This is a genomic window from Mycobacterium sp. ST-F2 (assembly GCF_001905655.1).
In the GTDB taxonomy this organism is placed as follows: Bacteria; Actinomycetota; Actinomycetes; order Mycobacteriales; family Mycobacteriaceae; genus Mycobacterium.
Window position 1 is genome coordinate 17,519 of the sequence record NZ_JMHT01000008.1, and the last position, 19,029, is coordinate 36,547.

At 66.5% G+C, this 19,029-nt stretch carries 16 protein-coding genes and 1 pseudogene; 9 read left to right on the top strand and 8 right to left on the bottom strand.

Going from position 1 to position 19,029, the window contains the following annotated elements; all coding sequences use genetic code 11:
* Nucleotides 1-19 precede the first annotated feature (19 nt).
* Nucleotides 20-262: pseudogene (locus tag EB75_RS29825) on the top strand (DNA-formamidopyrimidine glycosylase family protein); the annotation flags it as partial.
* Nucleotides 263-409: 147 nt separating this feature from the next.
* Nucleotides 410-883, top strand: coding sequence for a zinc finger domain-containing protein (locus EB75_RS29830; RefSeq protein ID WP_286150086.1), 474 nt, complete (start codon nucleotides 410-412; stop codon nucleotides 881-883).
* Between the two features lies 1 nt (nucleotide 884).
* On the opposite strand, the gene EB75_RS04640 is transcribed toward EB75_RS29830, so the two are convergent.
* Nucleotides 885-1,430 carry a chorismate mutase gene (locus tag EB75_RS04640; protein ID WP_073694316.1) on the bottom strand — a complete coding sequence of 182 codons (546 nt, stop codon included), beginning with the start codon at nucleotides 1,428-1,430 and terminating at the stop codon, nucleotides 885-887.
* A 59-nt stretch (nucleotides 1,431-1,489) separates the two neighbouring features.
* Between EB75_RS04640 and EB75_RS04645 the strand changes: the two genes are divergently transcribed.
* The gene (locus EB75_RS04645) at nucleotides 1,490-2,239 is read left to right on the top strand and encodes an SDR family oxidoreductase (protein WP_073694317.1); all 750 of its coding nucleotides are present in this window, start codon (nucleotides 1,490-1,492) and stop codon (nucleotides 2,237-2,239) included.
* Between the two features lie 51 nt (nucleotides 2,240-2,290).
* On the opposite strand, the gene pgi is transcribed toward EB75_RS04645, so the two are convergent.
* A complete protein-coding gene (pgi, locus tag EB75_RS04650; RefSeq protein ID WP_073694318.1) occupies nucleotides 2,291-3,955 on the bottom strand; it encodes a glucose-6-phosphate isomerase in 1,665 nt (554 codons plus the stop codon).
* Nucleotides 3,956-4,005: 50 nt separating this feature from the next.
* Between pgi and EB75_RS04655 the strand changes: the two genes are divergently transcribed.
* A complete protein-coding gene (locus EB75_RS04655; RefSeq protein ID WP_073694319.1) occupies nucleotides 4,006-5,454 on the top strand; it encodes an NAD-dependent succinate-semialdehyde dehydrogenase in 1,449 nt (482 codons plus the stop codon).
* Between the two features lie 51 nt (nucleotides 5,455-5,505).
* Here the strand turns inward: EB75_RS04655 and EB75_RS04660 are convergent, their stop codons facing one another.
* On the bottom strand, nucleotides 5,506-5,799 hold the full coding sequence (locus tag EB75_RS04660) for a chorismate mutase (protein WP_060999377.1): 294 nt from the start codon (nucleotides 5,797-5,799) through the stop codon (nucleotides 5,506-5,508).
* A 232-nt stretch (nucleotides 5,800-6,031) separates the two neighbouring features.
* On the opposite strand from EB75_RS04660, the gene pcrA reads away from it, so the two are divergent.
* Entirely contained in the window at nucleotides 6,032-8,371 is a 2,340-nt protein-coding gene (pcrA, locus tag EB75_RS04665; protein WP_073694320.1) for a DNA helicase PcrA, read from the top strand.
* A gap of 66 nt (nucleotides 8,372-8,437) precedes the next feature.
* Here pcrA and EB75_RS04670 read toward each other — a convergent pair whose 3' ends face one another.
* Together EB75_RS04670 and EB75_RS04675 are read right to left on the bottom strand one after the other, a co-directional pair.
* Complete coding sequence (locus EB75_RS04670; RefSeq protein WP_502689337.1) at nucleotides 8,438-9,175, bottom strand: hypothetical protein; 738 nt, start codon at nucleotides 9,173-9,175, stop codon at nucleotides 8,438-8,440.
* Nucleotides 9,176-9,178: 3 nt separating this feature from the next.
* Complete coding sequence (locus tag EB75_RS04675; protein ID WP_142239423.1) at nucleotides 9,179-10,264, bottom strand: M23 family metallopeptidase; 1,086 nt, start codon at nucleotides 10,262-10,264, stop codon at nucleotides 9,179-9,181.
* A gap of 269 nt (nucleotides 10,265-10,533) precedes the next feature.
* Here EB75_RS04675 and sucC point away from each other — a divergent pair, with 269 nt between their 5' ends.
* A complete protein-coding gene (gene sucC / locus EB75_RS04680; RefSeq protein ID WP_060999384.1) occupies nucleotides 10,534-11,697 on the top strand; it encodes an ADP-forming succinate--CoA ligase subunit beta in 1,164 nt (387 codons plus the stop codon).
* A 15-nt stretch (nucleotides 11,698-11,712) separates the two neighbouring features.
* A complete protein-coding gene (sucD, locus tag EB75_RS04685; protein ID WP_020099021.1) occupies nucleotides 11,713-12,615 on the top strand; it encodes a succinate--CoA ligase subunit alpha in 903 nt (300 codons plus the stop codon).
* A 134-nt stretch (nucleotides 12,616-12,749) separates the two neighbouring features.
* On the opposite strand, the gene EB75_RS04690 is transcribed toward sucD, so the two are convergent.
* Together EB75_RS04690 and EB75_RS04695 are read right to left on the bottom strand one after the other, a co-directional pair.
* A complete protein-coding gene (locus EB75_RS04690; RefSeq protein WP_073694323.1) occupies nucleotides 12,750-13,835 on the bottom strand; it encodes a MarR family transcriptional regulator in 1,086 nt (361 codons plus the stop codon).
* Nucleotides 13,836-13,838: 3 nt separating this feature from the next.
* Entirely contained in the window at nucleotides 13,839-14,951 is a 1,113-nt protein-coding gene (locus EB75_RS04695; protein WP_073694324.1) for an ATP-binding protein, read from the bottom strand.
* Between the two features lie 175 nt (nucleotides 14,952-15,126).
* On the opposite strand from EB75_RS04695, the gene EB75_RS04700 reads away from it, so the two are divergent.
* Nucleotides 15,127-16,656: an acetyl-CoA acetyltransferase gene (locus tag EB75_RS04700; protein WP_073694325.1), complete on the top strand. Its 1,530-nt coding sequence runs from the start codon at nucleotides 15,127-15,129 to the stop codon at nucleotides 16,654-16,656.
* Nucleotides 16,657-16,736: 80 nt separating this feature from the next.
* On the opposite strand, the gene EB75_RS04705 is transcribed toward EB75_RS04700, so the two are convergent.
* A complete protein-coding gene (locus EB75_RS04705; RefSeq protein ID WP_073694326.1) occupies nucleotides 16,737-17,588 on the bottom strand; it encodes an LLM class F420-dependent oxidoreductase in 852 nt (283 codons plus the stop codon).
* Between the two features lie 185 nt (nucleotides 17,589-17,773).
* Here EB75_RS04705 and sfnG point away from each other — a divergent pair, with 185 nt between their 5' ends.
* The gene (gene sfnG / locus EB75_RS04710) at nucleotides 17,774-18,904 is read left to right on the top strand and encodes a dimethylsulfone monooxygenase SfnG (RefSeq protein WP_073694327.1); all 1,131 of its coding nucleotides are present in this window, start codon (nucleotides 17,774-17,776) and stop codon (nucleotides 18,902-18,904) included.
* Nucleotides 18,905-19,029: the final 125 nt, after the last annotated feature.

The following is a 19,029-nucleotide window of genomic DNA, read 5'->3' on the forward strand; positions in this document are numbered from 1 at the left end:
CAGTCGCTAGCCTGAACCCATGCCGGAACTTCCCGAGGTCGAGGCGCTCGCCGATCACCTGCGTCGTCATGCGGTCGGACTGCCGGTCGGCCGCGTCGACGTCGCCGCTCTGTCCGTGCTCAAGACCTTCGACCCGCCGCCGACGGCGCTGTACGGCAGGGAAGTGACGGGCGCCAACCGCTGGGGCAAGTACCTCGGACTGCAGGTCGGCGACCTGCACCTGATCACCCACCTGTCACGGGCCGGGTGGCTGCGCTGGTCGGAGAAGCTGGCGGCCGCACCGCTGAAACCCGGCAAGGGGCCGATCGCGCTGCGGGTGCATCTCGGAAAGCCGGGTGAGGCACCGGGTTTCGACCTCACCGAGGCCGGCACCCAGAAGCGGTTGGCGGTCTGGCTCGTGAACGATCCGCTGGCCGTACCGCAGATCGCCACGTTGGGGCCCGACGCGCTGTCGCTCGGCCCGGCGGAGCTGGGCGCGGTGCTGGCCGGCAACACCGGGCGGATCAAGAACGTCATCACCGACCAACGGACCATCGCCGGGATCGGCAACGCCTACAGCGACGAAATCCTGCATGTGGCCAAGCTTTCGCCGTTCGCGACCGCGGGCAAGCTGACCGCGGAGCAGTTGGCGACCTTGCATGACGCGATGATCTCGGTGCTCACCGATGCCGTGACCCGTTCGGTGGGACAAGGAGCGGCAACCCTCAAGGGGGAGAAGCGCTCTGGGCTTCGGGTCCATGCCCGCACCGGCTTGCCGTGCCCGGTCTGCGGCGACACCGTCCGTGAGGTGTCCTTCGCGGACAAGTCTTTTCAGTACTGCGCGACGTGTCAGACCGGTGGCAAGGTGCTGGCCGACCGCCGCATGTCGAAGCTGCTCAAGTGATTCAGTTGCAGTAATTCCTGGTCGCTGCTGTGAGCGCCTGCTGGTAGAGCGGATCGAGGTGCTGGCTCGTCACTACCTGTGCTCGGGCGGCGTCGAGTGCGGCGACGCAGCCCGGGCCGTGCAGGACTCCTCGTTGTGCCGCCAGCTCCGCGACCATGGTGCGATTGAAACCGTCTATCGCAGTGCGTGATTCGGACAGGTCAGGTGCCGTCGTGGGAGCCGTCGCCGGATCGAACTTCCATTGGCTGAACCGCAGGTACTCGATGCCCTCGGTGGCGTGAATCTGGTCGGTGAACACCTGCTGCACGAACACCGGGTCGGCGCCTGACGCTGTGGCCTGGGCGGCGACCGCTTTCAGCACCTGATCGACCCGCGCGGGATCCTCGATCGAACCGCCCTTGAGCCACTTGACCGCCGCCACCGGATCGGCGGTCTGCAGCCGTTGGGCTGCGGTGTCGACCAAGCGGAACAGCGGATCGTCGTCGGCGTGTGCGAGAGGCACTGACGTCATGCCCACGACGGCGATCAACAGGGCGGCGAGCTTCATACCTCGATCTTGCACCCGCGGCCTTTCTTGACACGTGTCGAGTTGGTTACGCTGCAGGCATGACTCGGCAGAAAATTCTCATCACCGGCGCGAGCTCGGGCCTCGGCGCCGGTATGGCCCGGCAGTTCGCCGCCAAGGGCCGCGACCTGGCACTGTGTGCCCGCCGGCTGGACAACCTCGAAGAACTCAAGGCCGAGCTGACGGCGCAGTACCCCGGCGTGACCGTGGCCATCGCCGCGCTGGACGTCAACGACCACGACCAGGTGCCCAAGGTTTTCGATGAGCTGTCCGACGCGCTCGGCGGCATCGACTGCGTCATCGTCAACGCCGGCATCGGCAAGGGCTACCCGCTCGGTGGCGGCAAGTTGTGGGCCAACAAGGCGACCATCGAGACGAATCTCGTTGCGGCGCTGGTCCAGATCGAGACGGCGCTCGAGATGTTCAAGGCCGCGGGCCGGGGCCACCTGGTCCTGGTGTCATCGGTGCTCGGCAACGTCGGCGTGCCCGGGCACAAGGCGGCCTACGCCGCGAGCAAGGCCGGCGTCACGTCGCTGGGTGAGTCGCTGCGCGCCGAATATCCGTCGGGCCCGATCAAGGTCACCGTCCTGGAGCCCGGCTACATCGAGTCCGAGATGACCGCCAAATCCAACTCCACCATGCTCATGGTCGACAACGAGACCGGCGTGAAGGCCATGGTCGACGCCATCGAGAAGGAGAAGGGCCGCGCCGTCGTCCCCGGCTGGCCGTGGTGGCCGCTGGTCGAGGTGATGAAGCTGATGCCGCCGCGCTTCACCAAGTACTTCGCCTAGGGATTCGTGCACGATTTTCCGCGCCGGCCGCGGAAAATCGTGCACAAATCCCTAGGAAACGCGACCTCGCTCCGCGCGGTAGCGACGCACCAGGGCATCGGTCGAGCTGTCGGACTGCGGGGCCGGCGCGGCCTCGGACGTGATGACCGGCAGCAGGGCCTTGGCCTGGGTCTTGCCGAGTTCGACGCCCCACTGATCGAACGAGTCGATGCCCCAGATGACGCCCTCGGTGAAGACCTGGTGTTCGTACAGCGCGATCAGCTGACCGACCACCGACGGCGTCAGCTTGGTCGCCAAAATCGAAGTGGTGGGCCGGTTTCCGGGCATCACCTTGTGCGGGACGACGTCGGCCGGCGTGCCTTCAGCGGCGATCTCGTCGGCGGTCTTGCCGAACGCGAGCACCTGCGTCTGGGCGAAGAAGTTGCTCATCAGCAGGTCGTGCATGCTGCCGGTGCCGTCGGCGGTGGGCAGGTCGTCGGTCGGCTCGCTGAAGCCGATGAAGTCCGCCGGCACGAGCCGGGTGCCCTGGTGCAGCAGTTGGTAGAAGGCGTGCTGGCCGTTGGTTCCCGGCTCGCCCCAGAAGATCTCGCCGGTGTCGGTGCTCACCGGCGTGCCGTCGGCGCGCACCGACTTGCCATTGGACTCCATGGTCAGCTGCTGCAGGTAAGCGGCGAAGCGGGCCATGTCATTGGAGTAGGGGAGCACCGCACGTGCTTGTGCGCCAAAGAAATCCGAGTACCACAGGCCGATGAGCCCGAGCAGCGCCGGCGCGTTCGCCTCCAGCGGCGCGGCGCGGAAATGCTCGTCGACCAGATGGAAGCCGGCCAGGAACTCACCGAACCGCTCCTTGCCGATGACAGCCATCACCGAGAGCCCGATGGCGCTGTCCACCGAGTAGCGGCCACCGACCCAGTCCCAGAAACCGAACATGTTCGCGGTGTCGATGCCGAACTCCGACACCAGCTTTGCATTGGTCGACACCGCGACGAAGTGCTTGGCGACGGCGTCATCACCGAGCGCGGCGACGAGCCAGCGCCGGGCGGCAGTGGCGTTCGTCAGCGTCTCCAGCGTCGAGAACGTCTTGGAGGCGACGATGAAAAGTGTTGTGGCAGGGTCGAGTCCGTCGAGCTTGGCCACCAGGTCGGCCGGGTCGACGTTCGACACGAACCGCGCCGTGATGCCCGCATCGGCGTAGTGGCGCAGGGCCTGGTCCACCATGACCGGGCCCAGATCGGAGCCACCGATACCGATGTTGACGACGGTCGTGATGCGCTGACCGGTGGCTCCGGTCCACTCACCGCTGCGCAGCCGGTCGGTGAAGGTACCCATCTCGTCGAGGACCGAGTGCACGTCGGCGACGACGTCCTGGCCGTCGACCACCAACGAGGCGCCGCGCGGCAGCCGCAGCGCGGTGTGCAGCACGGCGCGGTCCTCGGAGGTGTTGATGTGCTGACCGGCGAACATGGCGTCGCGCCGCTCCTCGAGGCCGGCCGCACGGGCCAGATCGAGCAGCAGTGCAAGGGTTTCCCTGGTCACCCGGTGCTTGCTGTAGTCGATGTACAGGTCGCCGAAGGTCAGCGTCAGCTCGCGGCCGCGGTCCGGGTCGTCGGCAAATAGCTCGCGCAGCGTGGTCGCCTCGACTGCGGCGTGGTGCGCGGTGAGCGCCTCCCAGGCTGAGGTGGTCGAGATGTCGGCAGCGGGAGAGTGATCAGCCATGCCCCAAACCCTAGTGTGACGTAGGAAACGCCGCCGTACATGATGGGTGTATGGACATCGCCGCGCTGTTGTCGTCTGTCCCAACTGGCCTCTGGATCGGCGGTGAGGAGCGCGCCGGTCAATCCACATTCGAAGTGCTCAACCCGGCTACCGAGGACGTCATCGCCCACGTCGCCGACGCCACCCCGCAGGACGGCGTCGCCGCACTCGATGCCGCGGCAGCCGTCGAAAAGGAGTGGGCGGCAACCCCCGCGCGTGAGCGCGGCGAGATCCTGCGGTCGGTGTTCGAGACCATCACCGCCCGCGCCGAGGACGTGGCCACACTGATGACGCTCGAGATGGGCAAGGTGCTGGCCGAGAGCCGCGGCGAAGTGAAATACGGCGCCGAGTTCTTCCGCTGGTTCGCCGAAGAGGCCGTCCGTATCGGCGGCCGCTACACCCCGAGCCCGGCCGGCACCGGGCGCATCGTCGTCACCAAGTCGCCCGTCGGCCCGTGCTACGCGGTGACACCGTGGAACTTCCCGCTGGCCATGGGGACCCGCAAGATCGGCCCGGCCCTGGCGGCCGGCTGCACCATGCTGGTCAAGCCCGCCGCCGAAACGCCGCTGACCATGTTGCTGCTGGCCAAGCTGATGGCCGACGCCGGCCTGCCCAAGGGCGTCCTGTCCGTGCTGCCCACCACCAGCCCGGGTGAACTGACAAAGGCGCTCATGGACGACGGCCGGCTGCGGAAGCTGACCTTCACCGGGTCGACGGGCGTCGGCCGGGCGCTCGTGCAACAGGGTGGCGAGAAGCTGCTGCGCATGTCGATGGAGCTCGGCGGCAACGCGCCGTTCGTGGTGTTCGACGACGCCGACATCGATGCGGCTGTCGACGGCGCGATCCTCGCCAAGATGCGCAACGGCGGCGAGGCCTGCACTGCGGCCAACCGCTTCCACGTCGCCAACTCGGTGCGCGAAGAGTTCACCACGAAGCTGGTGCAGCGGATGAGCGAGTTCACGCTCGGCAACGGGCTGGACGAGAACGCGACACTCGGCCCGCTGATCAACGCCAAACAGGTCGGCACCGTCACCGAGCTGGTGTCCGACGCGGTGTCCCGCGGGGCGACGGTGGCCGTCGGCGGCACCGCTCCGGGCGGGCCGGGTTACTTCTATCCCGCGACGGTCCTGGCCGATGTGCCCGCCGATGCCCGCATCCTCAAGGAAGAGGTGTTCGGCCCCGTCGCTCCGGTGACCGGTTTCGACACCGAGGACGAGGCGATCGCCGCGGCCAACGACACCGAGTACGGCCTCGCGGCCTACATCTACACGCAGTCGCTGGATCGGGCGCTGCGGGTGTCCGAGGCGCTGGAGTCCGGGATGGTCGGCGTCAACCGGGGCGTCATCTCCGACCCGGCGGCGCCGTTCGGCGGGGTGAAGTCGTCAGGATTCGGCCGCGAAGGCGGCACCGAAGGCATCGAGGAGTACCTCGACACCAAGTACATCGCCCTGACGTCCTAGGGGTTTGTGCACGAAAATCCGCGCTGACCGCGGAAAATCGTGCACAAATCGCTAGTGGCCGAGGCGGCCGCGGCCCAGGCGGAGCAGCAGCATGGCGAGGTCTTTGCCCTCGGGGCCCAGCTCGCTGTAGCGCTCGATGACCTTCATCTCGCGGCTGTGCACCAGCCGGGTGCCGCCGGAGGCCATGCGGGCCTTGCCGATCATCTTGGAGACCTCGGTGCGACGGGCGACGGCCGCCAGGATGGTGGCGTCCAGCTCGTCGATCTCCACGCGGAGCGCATCGATGTTGGGGAGTTCAGTTTCGGTTGACATGGTTTCCTCGCTGTTGGTGGATTCTGGTGTCATCCGAATTCAGGCCTCACACAACAAACGAGCCCCGGATCCGGATGCGGACCACGGGGCTGAAGGGAAGCAGCTAAACCCCGGGTACCGGCGTCCGGTACCCGTAGAAAAATCGCTGCTGCGCATTGAGCACGTTCCGAGTGTGCCATCCCGGCCGGTGCCAGCGCAAAGAGGTGACCGAAGCGACCGGGGAAATGCGTGGGTTGTCGCACCCCGGCGGTAAGTTTGAGCTGATATGACGAGTACAGCCCCCGACATCGATCAGCTCCTGGATGGCCTCAACCCGCAGCAGCGTGCAGCTGTGCTGCACGAGGGTTCGCCGCTGCTGATCGTGGCCGGCGCGGGCTCGGGCAAGACCGCGGTGCTGACCCGGCGCATCGCCTACCTGCTGGCCAACCGCGACGTCGGCGTCGGCCAGATTCTGGCCATCACGTTCACCAACAAGGCTGCCGCCGAGATGCGTGAGCGCGTGGTTCAGTTGATCGGTCCGCGGGCCAAGTCGATGTGGGTGTCGACGTTCCACTCCACCTGCGTCCGCATCCTCCGGAACCAGGCCTCGCTGCTGCCGGGGCTGAACTCCAACTTCTCCATCTACGACGCCGACGACTCGCGCCGGTTGTTGATGATGGTGGGCAAGGACCTGGGCCTCGACGTCAAGCGGTACTCGCCGCGCATGCTCGCGACCGCGATCTCGAACCTGAAGAACGAACTGATCGACCCGCTGCAGGCGGCCTCGGAGGCGTCGGAGGCCGACGAGGACCTGCCGAAGATCGTCGCCGAGGTCTACGGCGAATACCAGCGCCGGCTGCGGGCGGCGAACGCCATGGACTTCGACGACCTGATCGGCGAGACCGTCGCTGTGCTGCAGAGCTTTCCGCAGATCGCGCAGTACTACCGGCGCCGCTTCCGGCACATCCTGGTCGACGAGTACCAGGACACCAACCACGCCCAGTACGTGCTGGTGCGCGAGCTCGTCGGGCACCACGCGCCCGAAGGCGCCGACGACGTCCCGCCCGCCGAACTGTGCGTCGTGGGTGACGCCGACCAGTCCATCTACGCGTTCCGCGGCGCGACCATCCGCAACATCGAGGATTTCGAGCGCGACTTCCCGAATGCGAAAACCATTCTGCTGGAACAGAATTACCGTTCCACGCAGAACATCCTGTCGGCCGCCAACGGCGTCATCAGCCGCAACGCCGGACGCCGCGACAAGAAGCTGTGGACCGACGCCGGCGAGGGCGAGCTGATCGTCGGCTACGTCGCCGACAACGAACACGACGAGGCACGGTTCATCGCCGAGGAGATCGACACGCTGACCACCAAGGGCAGCGGTATCGACACCAAGTACAGCTACGGCGACATCGCGGTGTTCTACCGCACCAACAACTCGTCGCGGTCCGTGGAGGACATCTTCATCCGGGCCGGCATCCCGTACAAAGTCGTCGGGGGCATGCGCTTCTACGAGCGCAAGGAGATTCGCGACATCGTCGCGTACCTGCGGGTGCTGGACAACCCGGGCGACGCGGTGAGCCTGCGGCGCATCCTCAACACCCCCCGCCGCGGCATCGGTGACCGCGCCGAGGCCTGCGTGGCGGTGTACGCGGAGAACACCGGCGCCAGCTTCAGTGACGCGCTGCAGGCCGCCGCCGAGGGCCGGGTGCCGATGCTGAACTCCCGCTCGGAGAAGGCGATAGCCAGTTTCGTCGAGCTCATGGACAGCCTGCGCGGCGGGCTCGACGGCGAGCTGGGTGACCTGGTCGAGACGGTGCTGGACCGCACGGGCTACCGCCGCGAACTGGAAGCGTCCAGCGACCCGCAGGACCAGGCGCGGCTCGACAACCTGAACGAATTGGTCAGCGTCGCACACGAATTCAGCACCGACCTGGCCAACGCGCAGGCGTTGCAGGAAGAGGAACTGGACGAGGACGTGCCCGACACCGGAGCGCTGGCCGCGTTCCTGGAACGGGTCTCGCTGGTGGCGGACGCCGACGAAATCCCCGAAGACGGCGACGGCGTCGTCACGATGATGACGCTGCACACCGCCAAAGGCCTCGAATTCCCCGTGGTTTTCGTGACCGGCTGGGAAGACGGCATGTTCCCGCACATGCGCGCCCTCGGCGACCCGACCGAACTGTCCGAGGAACGTCGGCTGGCGTACGTCGGCATCACCCGGGCGCGCCAGCGGCTGTACCTCAGCCGCGCCAAGGTGCGCTCGTCGTGGGGGCAGCCCATGCTCAACCCGGAATCGCGCTTTCTGCAGGAGATTCCGCAGGAGCTCATCGACTGGCGCCGCGTCGAGCCGCCACCATCGCTGTCGGCGCCGCGAGGCTACGGGTCCGGCGGATCGGGCGGTGGTCTCGGTGGTGGACGTCCGTCGCCCATGCGGCCGGCGCCGAACCGCAACAAGCCGCTGGTGGTGCTCTCGCCAGGTGACCGTGTCACGCACGACAAGTACGGCCTGGGCCGCGTCGAGGAGGTCAGTGGTGTCGGCGAATCGGCCATGTCGCTCATCGATTTCGGCAGCTCCGGCCGGGTCAAACTGATGCACAACCACGCTCCGGTACAGAAGCTTTAGCGTCGGCGCGCGCGAAAGTCGGACGGTGCGATCTCGCTGATTTTTAGCCGGATTCGCTTCGGCGCGTCAGGTTTTGGTGCACCAGCGGCCGGTAACGGGCAGCATCGCGAGCACCATGCTGGCGATCGGCAGCACCGGGATGCCGTAGACGATCGGCGGCAGTTTGGCCCCGGCGACGAACAAACTGGCGAAGATCACCAGCGTCACCAAGGCGCCGACCACCACCACGACCCGGCCCGTGCGGCGCCGCAGCAGGACGGCGATCTGCCCGCCGATGGTGGCGCCGCAGCCGACGGCGGCGAGGAAGCCGATGGCGACGCAGAACAGCGGATCGGTGCGCCACCACCCGGCGATCAGTGAAGTGGCGATGACGGCCGTCGCCCAGCCACTCAAGATGCAGGCCGTGGCGGTGGCGCAGGCGGCGAACGGCCCGGGCGGTGGCTTCGGCGCCGGCGTCGGAGCCGACTCGGGAGCGGGAGCCGCTGCCGGAGCGGGGCCCGAGGCCGGGATGAACGTGGTCGCGGGGGCATCCTCGGCCCGGATCAGGCCGGTCGCGGGCTCGACGGGAATGAGACCGGTCGCGGGCTCGATGACACTCGTTTGAGGAGCGTCGACGACGGGTATCGAACCAGTGGGCGTGCGGCGGATGATGCTGGTGGGCGGTGCGTCGGTGACGGGAAAGGCTCCCGTCGGCGCGCGCCGGATCAACCCCGTTCTGGGTTCGTCGTCAGAGTGACGTCCGAAAGATTGGGTGGGGTCGGACGAATGCGTCTGGGCTGGCCCGTCGGCGTTGTTGTCCGTCACGGATCAGCCGACGTAGTTACCCGGGCTCAGGCCACGCTGTGCCAGCCACGGCACGGGGTCGATGCGCTGGCTGCCGCCCATGAGCACCTCGAAGTGGCAGTGCGGGCCGGTCGAGTTGCCGCGGTTGCCGATGGTGGCGATCTGGTCGCCGGCGAAGACGCGCTGGCCGACCGAGACGACCCAGGTGTTGACGTGGCCGTACAGCGTGACGGTTCCGTCCGAGTGGCGGACCTTGACCCACGCGCCGTAGCCAGCGGTCGGGCCTGCGGCGACGACGACGCCGTCGGACACGGCGACGATCGGGGTGCCGATCGGGCCGGCGATGTCGATGCCGCCGTGCAGCGCGCCCCAGCGGTAGCCGAAGCCGGAGGTGAACACACCCTTGGTCGGCATCACGAACAGCGGGCGGGCCAGCCGGGCTTCGCGCTCGGCGCGTTCCTGCGCGAACGCCGCGCCGTTGGCGAGCTCCTGGGCGTGCACCGCGCCGGACGAGGCGGCGGGTTCGACGTTGACGATCTGGATGCCCTCAGATGACCCGTCCGCGCGGACAACCTGGTCAGCGGCCAATTTCGTGCTGGTCGGCTGATCGGCGCTGGTCATCATCGAGTACCCGGCGGCGGCAGTGGCGCCCACGGCCATCGCGGCGGCGACCAGACGGCCCTTCACGCCATTGACGGGCTCAGGCTTGCGGTGGGTGCCGCGGCTCGCGCGCAGATCGATGATGTCGGTGTCGTCGAGACCGTTGCTGGTATCGGTGTGGCTGTCACGGTAGGCGCTCGCGGAGAGCCGCTGGGCGCCCTCAGGCTGCTGGAATTCGGCCGGGACGGTCAGCGTCAGGGGGGTCTCGTCGTCGGTGTCGTTCAGATCGTCGAGCTCAGGGGCGGCGTTGACGCGGGAATCGCGGTCGAAGGCGCTCTCGGACAGGTCCAGATCGTGCAGGTCGCCGAACTCGTTGAACGGGATGATGTCGGTCACTTCGGCAGGGCTCACAGCGCGGGAAAGCTTGACGGTGGTGCGGGTAGCGTTCTCGGTGATGCCGGCGTCCGTCGCCTCTCCGAGGGGAGTGCCAGACGAATCGTGCTCAGTCAACCGAAAATTCCTTTGCTCCGTGACCGTACCGTTACAGAGACCGCCCATGACGGTACTGAAAATCAGAACCGATTGGCAACCTATAGGTGTCATTGGCCGGGAACTGTGATTTGCCTCACTGGTTGCTCTCAGGTGAGATGTACCACATGGGTAGTAGGCGGTGCTGGCTACTCATTAGTACGTGGCTAAAGTGCCGAGCGAGCCAGTGCGGCCCAATGCTGAAGTGAATTCAACCGTCAACGCAGACAGAACGGGATTTCTCAGAGCTCATGGATCTCTTCGAGTACCAGGCGAAAGAGCTGTTCGCCAAGCACAACGTCCCTACTACACCGGGCCGGGTCACCGAGTCCGCCGATGACGCCAAGGCGATCGCCGAGGAGATCGGCAAGCCCGTCATGATCAAGGCACAGGTCAAGGTCGGCGGCCGCGGCAAGGCGGGTGGCGTGAAGTACGCCGCCACCCCGGAGGACGCCCTCACCCACGCGCAGAACATCCTCGGTCTGGACATCAAGGGCCACATCGTCAAGAAGCTGCTCGTCGCCGAAGCCAGCGACATCGCGGAGGAGTACTACATCTCCTTCCTGCTCGATCGCGCCAACCGCACTTACCTGGCCATGTGCTCGGTTGAGGGTGGCATGGAGATCGAAGAGGTCGCCGCCACCAAGCCGGAGCGTCTCGCCAAGGTTCCCGTCGACGCCGTCAAGGGTGTTGACCTGGCCTTCGCCCGTGAGATCGCCGAGAAGGGCCACCTGCCCGCCGAGGTGCTCGACGCCGCGGCCGTGACCATCCAGAAGCTGTGGGAGGTCTTCGTCGCCGAGGACGCCACCCTGGTCGAGGTCAACCCGCTGGTTCGCACCCCCGACGACCAGATCCTCGCCCTCGACGGCAAGGTCACCCTGGACGCCAACGCCGACTTCCGTCAGCCCGGCCACGCCGAGTTCGAGGACAAGGAAGCCACCGACCCGCTCGAGCTCAAGGCCAAGGAGCACGACCTCAACTACGTCAAGCTCGACGGCGCCGTCGGCATCATCGGTAACGGTGCCGGTCTGGTCATGTCGACGCTGGACGTTGTCGCGTACGCCGGCGAGAACCACGGCGGCGTGAAGCCCGCCAACTTCCTGGACATCGGTGGTGGCGCCTCGGCCGAGGTCATGGCCGCCGGTCTGGACGTCATCCTGGGCGACAGTCAGGTCAAGAGCGTCTTCGTGAACGTCTTCGGTGGCATCACCGCGTGCGACGCCGTCGCCAACGGCATCGTCAAGGCGCTGGAAATGCTGGGCGACGAGGCCAACAAGCCGCTGGTCGTCCGCCTCGACGGCAACAACGTCGAAGAGGGCCGCCGCATTCTGGCCGAGGCCAACCACCCGCTGGTGATCCAGGCCGAGACCATGGACTCCGGTGCCGACAAAGCCGCCGAGCTGGCGAACAAGTAAGGGAGCCAACAACTTATGTCTATCTTCCTGAACAAGGATTCCAAGGTCATCGTCCAGGGCATCACCGGCGGTGAGGGCACCAAGCACACCAAGCTGATGCTGAAGGCCGGCACCCAGGTTGTCGGTGGCGTCAACGCGCGCAAGGCTGGCACCAAGGTCTCGCATGTGGACAAGGACGGCAACGACATCGAGCTGCCCGTGTTCGCCACGGTGGCCGAGGCCATGAAGGAGACCGGCGCCGACGTGTCGATCGCCTTCGTCCCGCCGGCGTTCTCCAAGGACGCCATCATCGAGGCCATCGACGCCGAGATCCCGCTGCTGGTCGTCATCACCGAGGGCATCCCGGTGCAGGACAGCGCGTACGCGTGGGCCTACAACGTCGAGAAGGGGCAGAAGACCCGCATCATCGGCCCCAACTGCCCGGGCATCATCACCCCCGGTGAGGCGCTGGTCGGCATCACGCCGAACAACATCACCGGCAAGGGCCCGATCGGTCTGGTCTCCAAGTCCGGCACCCTGACCTACCAGATGATGTACGAGCTGCGTGACTTCGGTTTCTCGACCGCCATCGGCATCGGCGGCGACCCGGTCATCGGCACCACCCACATCGACGCCATCGAGGCGTTCGAGAAGGACCCGGAGACCAAGGTCATCGTGATGATCGGCGAGATCGGCGGCGACGCCGAAGAGCGTGCCGCCGACTACATCAAGGCCAACGTCACCAAGCCGGTCGTCGGCTACGTCGCGGGCTTCACCGCTCCGGAGGGCAAGACCATGGGCCACGCCGGCGCCATCGTCTCGGGCTCGTCGGGCACCGCCGCCGCCAAGCAGGAAGCCCTCGAGGCTGCCGGCGTCAAGGTCGGCAAGACCCCGTCGGCCACCGCTGCGCTGGCTCGCGAGATCCTGCAGTCGCTGTAATTTCTTTCTGCGCAACAGGCCCCCACCTTCTGGTGGGGGCCTGTTGTGCTTCGCGCGAATGCGGCTGACGACGCGAGTGTGCAAACAGATCGCAGATCCCGACAGTGGGGCGCTCTGGCTGCACATTGGCCGCGTCAGCGCTGGCGGCGCTCGCGGTAGTGCAAGTAGTTGCGGAGCAGTGGATCGCTGAGGTCGTACCAGGTGGCGCGACGGTCGCCGGAGTCCGCTTTGGCGGCGTGGACCCAGCCGCCGGCCGTGAGGCGGCCCAGCGCCGCTGACGCCGACTGGTTCGAAATGCCCACGGCGGCAGAGAGATCGGTGACGGTGCGGGCGCCGTCGGCGCGGGCCAGTTCGACGATCAGGCGTTGTTCGCCGGCCGGAAGCTGCCACAACAACTGCTGATAATGCGGCGTCAGCTGTTCCAATACCGCGTCGGCAGCGGGAGTGACGCTTTCCAGTGCGGCGCGGTCGACGGTCTCGGCGATGATCTGCCAGTTACGCGGTGACCAGCCGATGGTCTGGGCCGTCTCGCCGATCTTGGTCCGACCCTCGGAAGTCTCGACGTACGAGGCCAATCCGCGATCGCGGGCGTGCTGCGTGAGGAACTCGGCGACGTCAGTGTCCGCGAGGTCGGGTAGTTCCTCGATGATGAACGAGCCGTACCACGGGTGGGTGCGGGACGAGACTGCCGGGAACAGCGCCGGAGACGTCGCGAAAACCAAGACGGCGGTGGATGTTTCGACCCAGGCGCGAAAACTGCCCTGGCCCGCCTCGCCGATGGCGTCGAAGATGCGGTCGGCGTTTTCGATCGCGACCAACACCATACGGCCGGCGGCCAGGTCGAGGATTTCCCGTTCCAGCTCCAGTGCGTCGCTGCGAAGCTCCTGGGCTCGTCCGAGTATTTCCGGGCCCTGCGTGCGCAGCAGTTCGACGAGCAGGTCCGGATAGCTGCCGATGGCCAGGGCGTCCTCGGGAAGTGTCAGCAGCAGTGTGGCTTTGGCGGCCTTGCGGTGTTTCAGCGCGCGATGGATCGCGACCCGAAGCGTGTGGGTCTTACCAGCGCCGCGAGGTGCGATGAGCAAGGTGTGCGGCCGGGAGCCGTCCTGCGCGGAGCTGACGATGCGATCCGTCAACCGCTTCAGGAGGGGCCGGCGGCCGACGGTGCGGGCGTCGAGTTCGTCGGGGTCGACGGTGCCGGGGGAGAACGCAGGGTGGGTCATGGCCTACCGCCTCATGGCTCGCCATGCCGACTGCACCAGCCCGGAGGCGAAGCAGTCGTCGTCGCCGACGCGGCGCAGATAGTGGTCCTGCTCGAGGCGCTCGATGAACGACACCAACTGGTCGCGATCGGTGATGGGTGAACCTTCGGTCTTGAGGAACTGCAGTGTTGCGTTGACGCTCAATGGGGTTGGGGCATGGGCGTAGATGTCGAGCAGTCCGGCGATGGCAGGGGCGTCGTCGCCGTAGTAGTTGCGCAGCCGGTCGCGGTAGTGCCGCAGGTCCCAGGGGTCGTGCGGATCGGTGATGGCGGCGGACAGTAGCTCCGCGATGCGGTCCGGCTTGACGGACCCTTCCCGTGCCGCGCCCGCGACCAGGTGCTGGATGTAATACGGCACGTTCTCTGCCGCCGCCGCAATGGATTCCGCGACCAGATGTCGGTCGGTGGTCGGGACGTTCACGCCGAGCAGCAGGCACTCGGCGAGGTAGGTGGCGTGGTCGTGGCGGATCGGGCCGACTGTGACCTTGCGGATGTCGTTGACCGAACTGAGCGCGTCTTCCGAGACATGGTGGAAGCCAATGGAACCGGACAGGACGGTGGCCAGGCGTCCGGAGTGTTCCTGGCGGAACCGGCGCAGCAGGTGCAGGAACGCGTCTCCGCCGCCCGGCTTTTCGCGTTCGAGGTTCCGGGCCAGCACGGTGACCTCGTCGATGAACAGCACCAATGGGCCGTCCTTGGTGCGGGCGACGGCGCGCTGCAGCAGATCGTCGAGAGCGGCGTCGGCGCGGACCCGCTCGAACTTGAACGGCCCGGTGCCCACTGCGACCTTCCAACGGTCGACCTCCTGGCGCAGGGCATTGTCGACGCGGCCGAGCTCGGCGGCGAGAGCCGTGACGAACTCGGCGTAGGTCTGCCGCTCGGCGCTGACCGAGACGACCGTCAGGCCCTGCAGGCGCGCGGTGTGCGCGACGAGTCGGGCCAGGGACGTCTTGCCGTGCCGGCGGTCACCGACGAGAGCAGCGCCACCGTCGGGCAGGCTGGCCAGGATTTCCTGCTGCTCGCGCACGCGGCCCACCACGTTCTCGGGTGGGACGACGCCGCCGACCACGAGGGACATGGGTCTGATAGGCCAATTCATCTGGCAATTGTACGTCGAATTAGATGTACGTCTAGATAGTTGTACGTTTGAATTGTTGTACGTGTGCTCTGGCGTAAATGCCCAGCTACCCGTCATGCGCGGTCGCATCCCAATCGGTTAGCCTATCGAATTAACAGTTGCCTGGAGGTTTGTAATGGGTGTCGATCCGCGTACGCCGGTGATCGTGGGCGTCGGTCAGTTCACCGAGCGCCTTGAGGACCCCGATTACCGCGGCATGTCGTCCGTCGACCTCGCAGCGGCGGCCGCGCAGGCGGCACTGCAGGACACCGGAGCCGACGTCGCGGCAGTTGCCGCGGCCATCGACACGGTCGCGGGCACTCGACAGTTCGAGATCTCCGGCCACGTTCCGGCGCCGCTCGGCAAATCGAACAACTACCCGCGCTCCGTGGCGCAACGCATCGGTGCTGATCCCGCCCGCGCCGTGCTCGAAGTCATCGGCGGGCAGAGCCCGCAACATCTGATCACCGAATTCGCCGGCGAGATCGTGGCCGGCCGCGCCGACGTCGTGATGATCATGGGGTCGGAAAACACGTCCAGCATCCGCTACTTCAAGGGTCGGGATGACAAACCCGATCACTCGGAGACCATCGACGGCCAGCTCGAGGACCGCGGCTACGGGTACGACGGCATCTTCGACGAGTACACCGTCCGGCACGGGCTGATCGGTGCGCCGGTGCAGTATGGCCTCTTGGAGAACGCCCGGCGGGCACGGCTTGGCCTGTCCGTGCAGGACTACCGACAGGCGATGGGGGAGCTGTTCGCCCCGATGTCGAAAGTCGCGGCTAAGAATCCGTATTCGTCGGCGCCGGTGGAGCGGCCCGTCGACGAGCTGGTGACCGTCACCGACAAGAACCGGATGATCTGCGACCCCTACCCGCGGCTGATGGTGGCCCGCGACCAAGTGAACATGGGTGCGGCCGCATTGCTGATGTCCGTGGAGTCGGCGCGCAAACTCGGTGTGCCGGAATCCAAGTGGGTCTACTTGCGTGGTCATGCGGACATGAAGGAGCAGAAGCTGCTCGACCGTCCCGATGTCGGTGCCAGCCCGGCATCGGTACTGGCCGTACGGGAAGCGTTGCGGGTGGCCGGAATTGGAATCGACGACGTCTCGGCATTCGACCTGTACAGCTGCTTCCCGTTCCCGGTGTTCAACATCTGTGACGGCGTCGGCCTGGCGATCGACGATCCGCGGGGTCTGACATTGACCGGCGGCCTGCCGTACTTCGGCGGCCCGGGAAACAACTACTCGCTGCATGGCATCGCTGAAGCGGTCACCCGAATGCGGGAAGCCCCAGGCGAATTCGCATTGGTGGGCGCGAACGGCGGCATCGCCAGCAAGTTCTCGGTCGGCATCTATTCGACCGAGCCGGCGGACTGGGTGGCCGACAACAGCGCCGAATTGTGCGCAGAGGTCGCGTCGTGGCCGACGGTCGCCGTCACCGAGCATGCGAACGGCCCCGCGACCATCGAGACCTACACCGTCCGATACGACTGGACTCCCAACACCGGCATCATCATTGGGCGCCTCGACGCGGATGGCAGCCGGTTCTTGGCCACCACAACGGACGTGGACCTCATGGCAGTGCTATGCGACGGCGAGCCGCTGGGAGCGAAGATCGTCGTCACCTCGACCGACGAGGGTAATCGGGCTGTGCTGGCCTGATCTTGGTTACCGAGATCGACGAAATGGTCGTTCTTGCAAGAGATTAGCGACCAATTCGTCAAGCTCGGCGCGGCAGAACCTCAGATCCCGAAGTCGCTCAGCTTCTTAGCCAGCTTCTCGACATACGCCGATACCGTCGCGTCATCGCTGTCCGGCAACCCGAACAGCACCTCGGTCACACCGAGCTTCTTCCAGTGCGCCAACTTGTCGGCGTCGGGCTTGAAGTCCAGCGCGACGATGGTCGGCGCGCCCGAACGGCCGGCCGCGGCCCAGGTGTCCTGCAGCAGCTTGACCGGCTCGTCGATGTCGAAGTCGCGCGGCGTCGTGATCCAGCCGTCGGCCGACTTGGCGATCCACTTGAAGTTCTTCTCGGTGCCGGCTGCCCCGACCAGGATCGGGACGTGCGACTGCACGGGCTTCGGCCAGGCCCACGACGGACCGAACTTCACGAATTCGCCGTCGTACTCGGCTTCTTCCTGGGTCCACAGCGCGCGCATGGCCTCCAGGTACTCGCGCAGCATGGTGCGGCGGCGGGCCGGCGGGACGTTGTGGTCCTGGAGTTCGTCGGTGTTCCAACCGAATCCGACGCCGACCGAGACGCGGCCGCCGGACAGATGATCCAGTGTCGCAATCGATTTCGCGAGAGTGATCGGGTCGTGCTCGACAGGCAGCGCCACCGCGGTCGACAGCCGCACCCGCGACGTCACCGATGCGGCGGAGCCGAGCGCGACCCACGGATCCAGCGTCCGCATGTAGCGGTCGTCGGGCAGCGTCTCGTCACCGGTGGTGGGGTGGGCCGCCTGGCGCTTGATCGGGATGTGCGTGTGTTCGGGCACATAGAAGGTGGTGAAGCCGTGGTCGTCGGCCAGTTTGGCGGCGGCGGCGGGCTTGATGCCGCGGTCGCTGGTGAAAAGTACGAGCCCGTAGTCCATACGGTGAATTAGAACGTGTTTCAGTATGGGGCGCAAGAGTGGGTGCCAAGAATGCCGAAGTGGGCCCATTACCTGGGAATTTCCGACACGGTGCAGCCGCTGGGCGCCGGTGAACCGATCCGGAGATAACTTCATCGCGAACGTTACCCACGACGGTGGCGTACCTCGCTTGTTCACATGGGCCCATGACGACCGAACGCATCGCCGACCACGTCAAGTTCGCCTACTGGGTGCCCAACGTCAGCGGCGGCCTGGTGACCAGTGACATCGAACAGCGCACCGACTGGAACTACGAGTACAACAAGAAGCTCGCGCAGACCGCGGAGAACAACGGCTTCGAGTACGCCCTCAGTCAGGTCCGGTATGAGGCCAGCTACGGCGCCGAATACCAGCACGAGTCAACGAGTTTCAGCCTCGCGCTGTTGCTGGCGACCGAACGCCTGAAAGTCATTGCGGCCGTTCACCCCGGCCTCTGGCAGCCGGCCGTGCTGGCCAAACTGGGCGCCACGGCCGATCACCTCTCCAATGGCCGCTTCGCCGTCAACGTCGTATCCGGTTGGTTCAAGGACGAATTCACGCACCTGGGGGAGCCCTGGCTGGAGCACGACGAGCGCTACCGCCGCAGCGCCGAATTCCTGCAGGTGCTGCGCAAGATCTGGACCGAGGACGACGTCGACTTCCGCGGCGACTTCTACCGCATCCATGACTTCACGCTGAAGCCCAAGCCGCTCAACACCGCCGAGCGCCCCAACCCCGAACTGTTCCAGGGCGGCAACTCGAGCGCGGCGCGTCGCAACGGCGGCTATTACGCCGACTGGTACTTCTCCAACGGCAAGGACTTCGACGGTGTGACCGAGCAAGTCGTCGACGTCCGCGACCACGCGCGTCAGGTTGCCCGGGAAGTCCGCTTCGGCCTCAATGGCTTCATCATCGCGCGCGATACGGAGAAAGAGGCGAAAGAAGTCCTCCGCGAGATCGTCGCGAAGGCCAACCGGCCCGCCGTCGAGGGATTCCGCCAGGCAGTGCAGCAGGCCGGCAACTCCACCGGTGACAAGAAGGGCATGTGGGCGGATTCGAGCTTCGAAGACCTGGTGCAGTACAACGACGGTTTTCGTACCAAGTTGATCGGAACTCCGGAACAGATCGCCGAACGGATTGCTGCCTACCGCAAACGGGGCGTGGACCTGATCCTCGGCGGCTTCCTGCATTTCCAGGAGGAAATCGAGTACTTCGGAGCCAAGGTGCTGCCGTTGGTGCGGGAAATCGAGGAGGCGGAACAGGACGCCGCGGAGGCGCCGATCCGCGTCCCGGCGTGACGGCTCGGCGAGTTTGCTCAGGACCGTCGCGGCCGGTCAGGGCGGTGCACTGCGGGCCGAACTGATGCGGGGCGACCTCAGTGAAGTGCGCTAGCGTGGTTGGTCGAGTCGACAGGTACAGGAGA

Bases quoted from the DNA above. Each gene is read 5' to 3' on its own strand.
- sucC (WP_060999384.1), top strand. From the start codon at position 10,534: ATGGATCTCTTCGAGTACCAGGCGAAAGAGCTGTTCGCCAAGCACAAC.
- pgi (WP_073694318.1), bottom strand. From the start codon at position 3,955: ATGGCTGATCACTCTCCCGCTGCCGACATCTCGACCACCTCAGCCTGG.
- EB75_RS04660 (WP_060999377.1), bottom strand. From the start codon at position 5,799: ATGACACCAGAATCCACCAACAGCGAGGAAACCATGTCAACCGAAACT.
- EB75_RS04700 (WP_073694325.1), top strand. From the start codon at position 15,127: ATGGGTGTCGATCCGCGTACGCCGGTGATCGTGGGCGTCGGTCAGTTC.
- EB75_RS04645 (WP_073694317.1), top strand. From the start codon at position 1,490: ATGACTCGGCAGAAAATTCTCATCACCGGCGCGAGCTCGGGCCTCGGC.
- EB75_RS04705 (WP_073694326.1), bottom strand. From the start codon at position 17,588: ATGGACTACGGGCTCGTACTTTTCACCAGCGACCGCGGCATCAAGCCC.
- EB75_RS04655 (WP_073694319.1), top strand. From the start codon at position 4,006: ATGGACATCGCCGCGCTGTTGTCGTCTGTCCCAACTGGCCTCTGGATC.
- pcrA (WP_073694320.1), top strand. From the start codon at position 6,032: ATGACGAGTACAGCCCCCGACATCGATCAGCTCCTGGATGGCCTCAAC.
- EB75_RS04640 (WP_073694316.1), bottom strand. From the start codon at position 1,430: ATGAAGCTCGCCGCCCTGTTGATCGCCGTCGTGGGCATGACGTCAGTG.
- EB75_RS04695 (WP_073694324.1), bottom strand. From the start codon at position 14,951: ATGTCCCTCGTGGTCGGCGGCGTCGTCCCACCCGAGAACGTGGTGGGC.
- EB75_RS04690 (WP_073694323.1), bottom strand. From the start codon at position 13,835: ATGACCCACCCTGCGTTCTCCCCCGGCACCGTCGACCCCGACGAACTC.
- sfnG (WP_073694327.1), top strand. From the start codon at position 17,774: ATGACGACCGAACGCATCGCCGACCACGTCAAGTTCGCCTACTGGGTG.
- sucD (WP_020099021.1), top strand. From the start codon at position 11,713: ATGTCTATCTTCCTGAACAAGGATTCCAAGGTCATCGTCCAGGGCATC.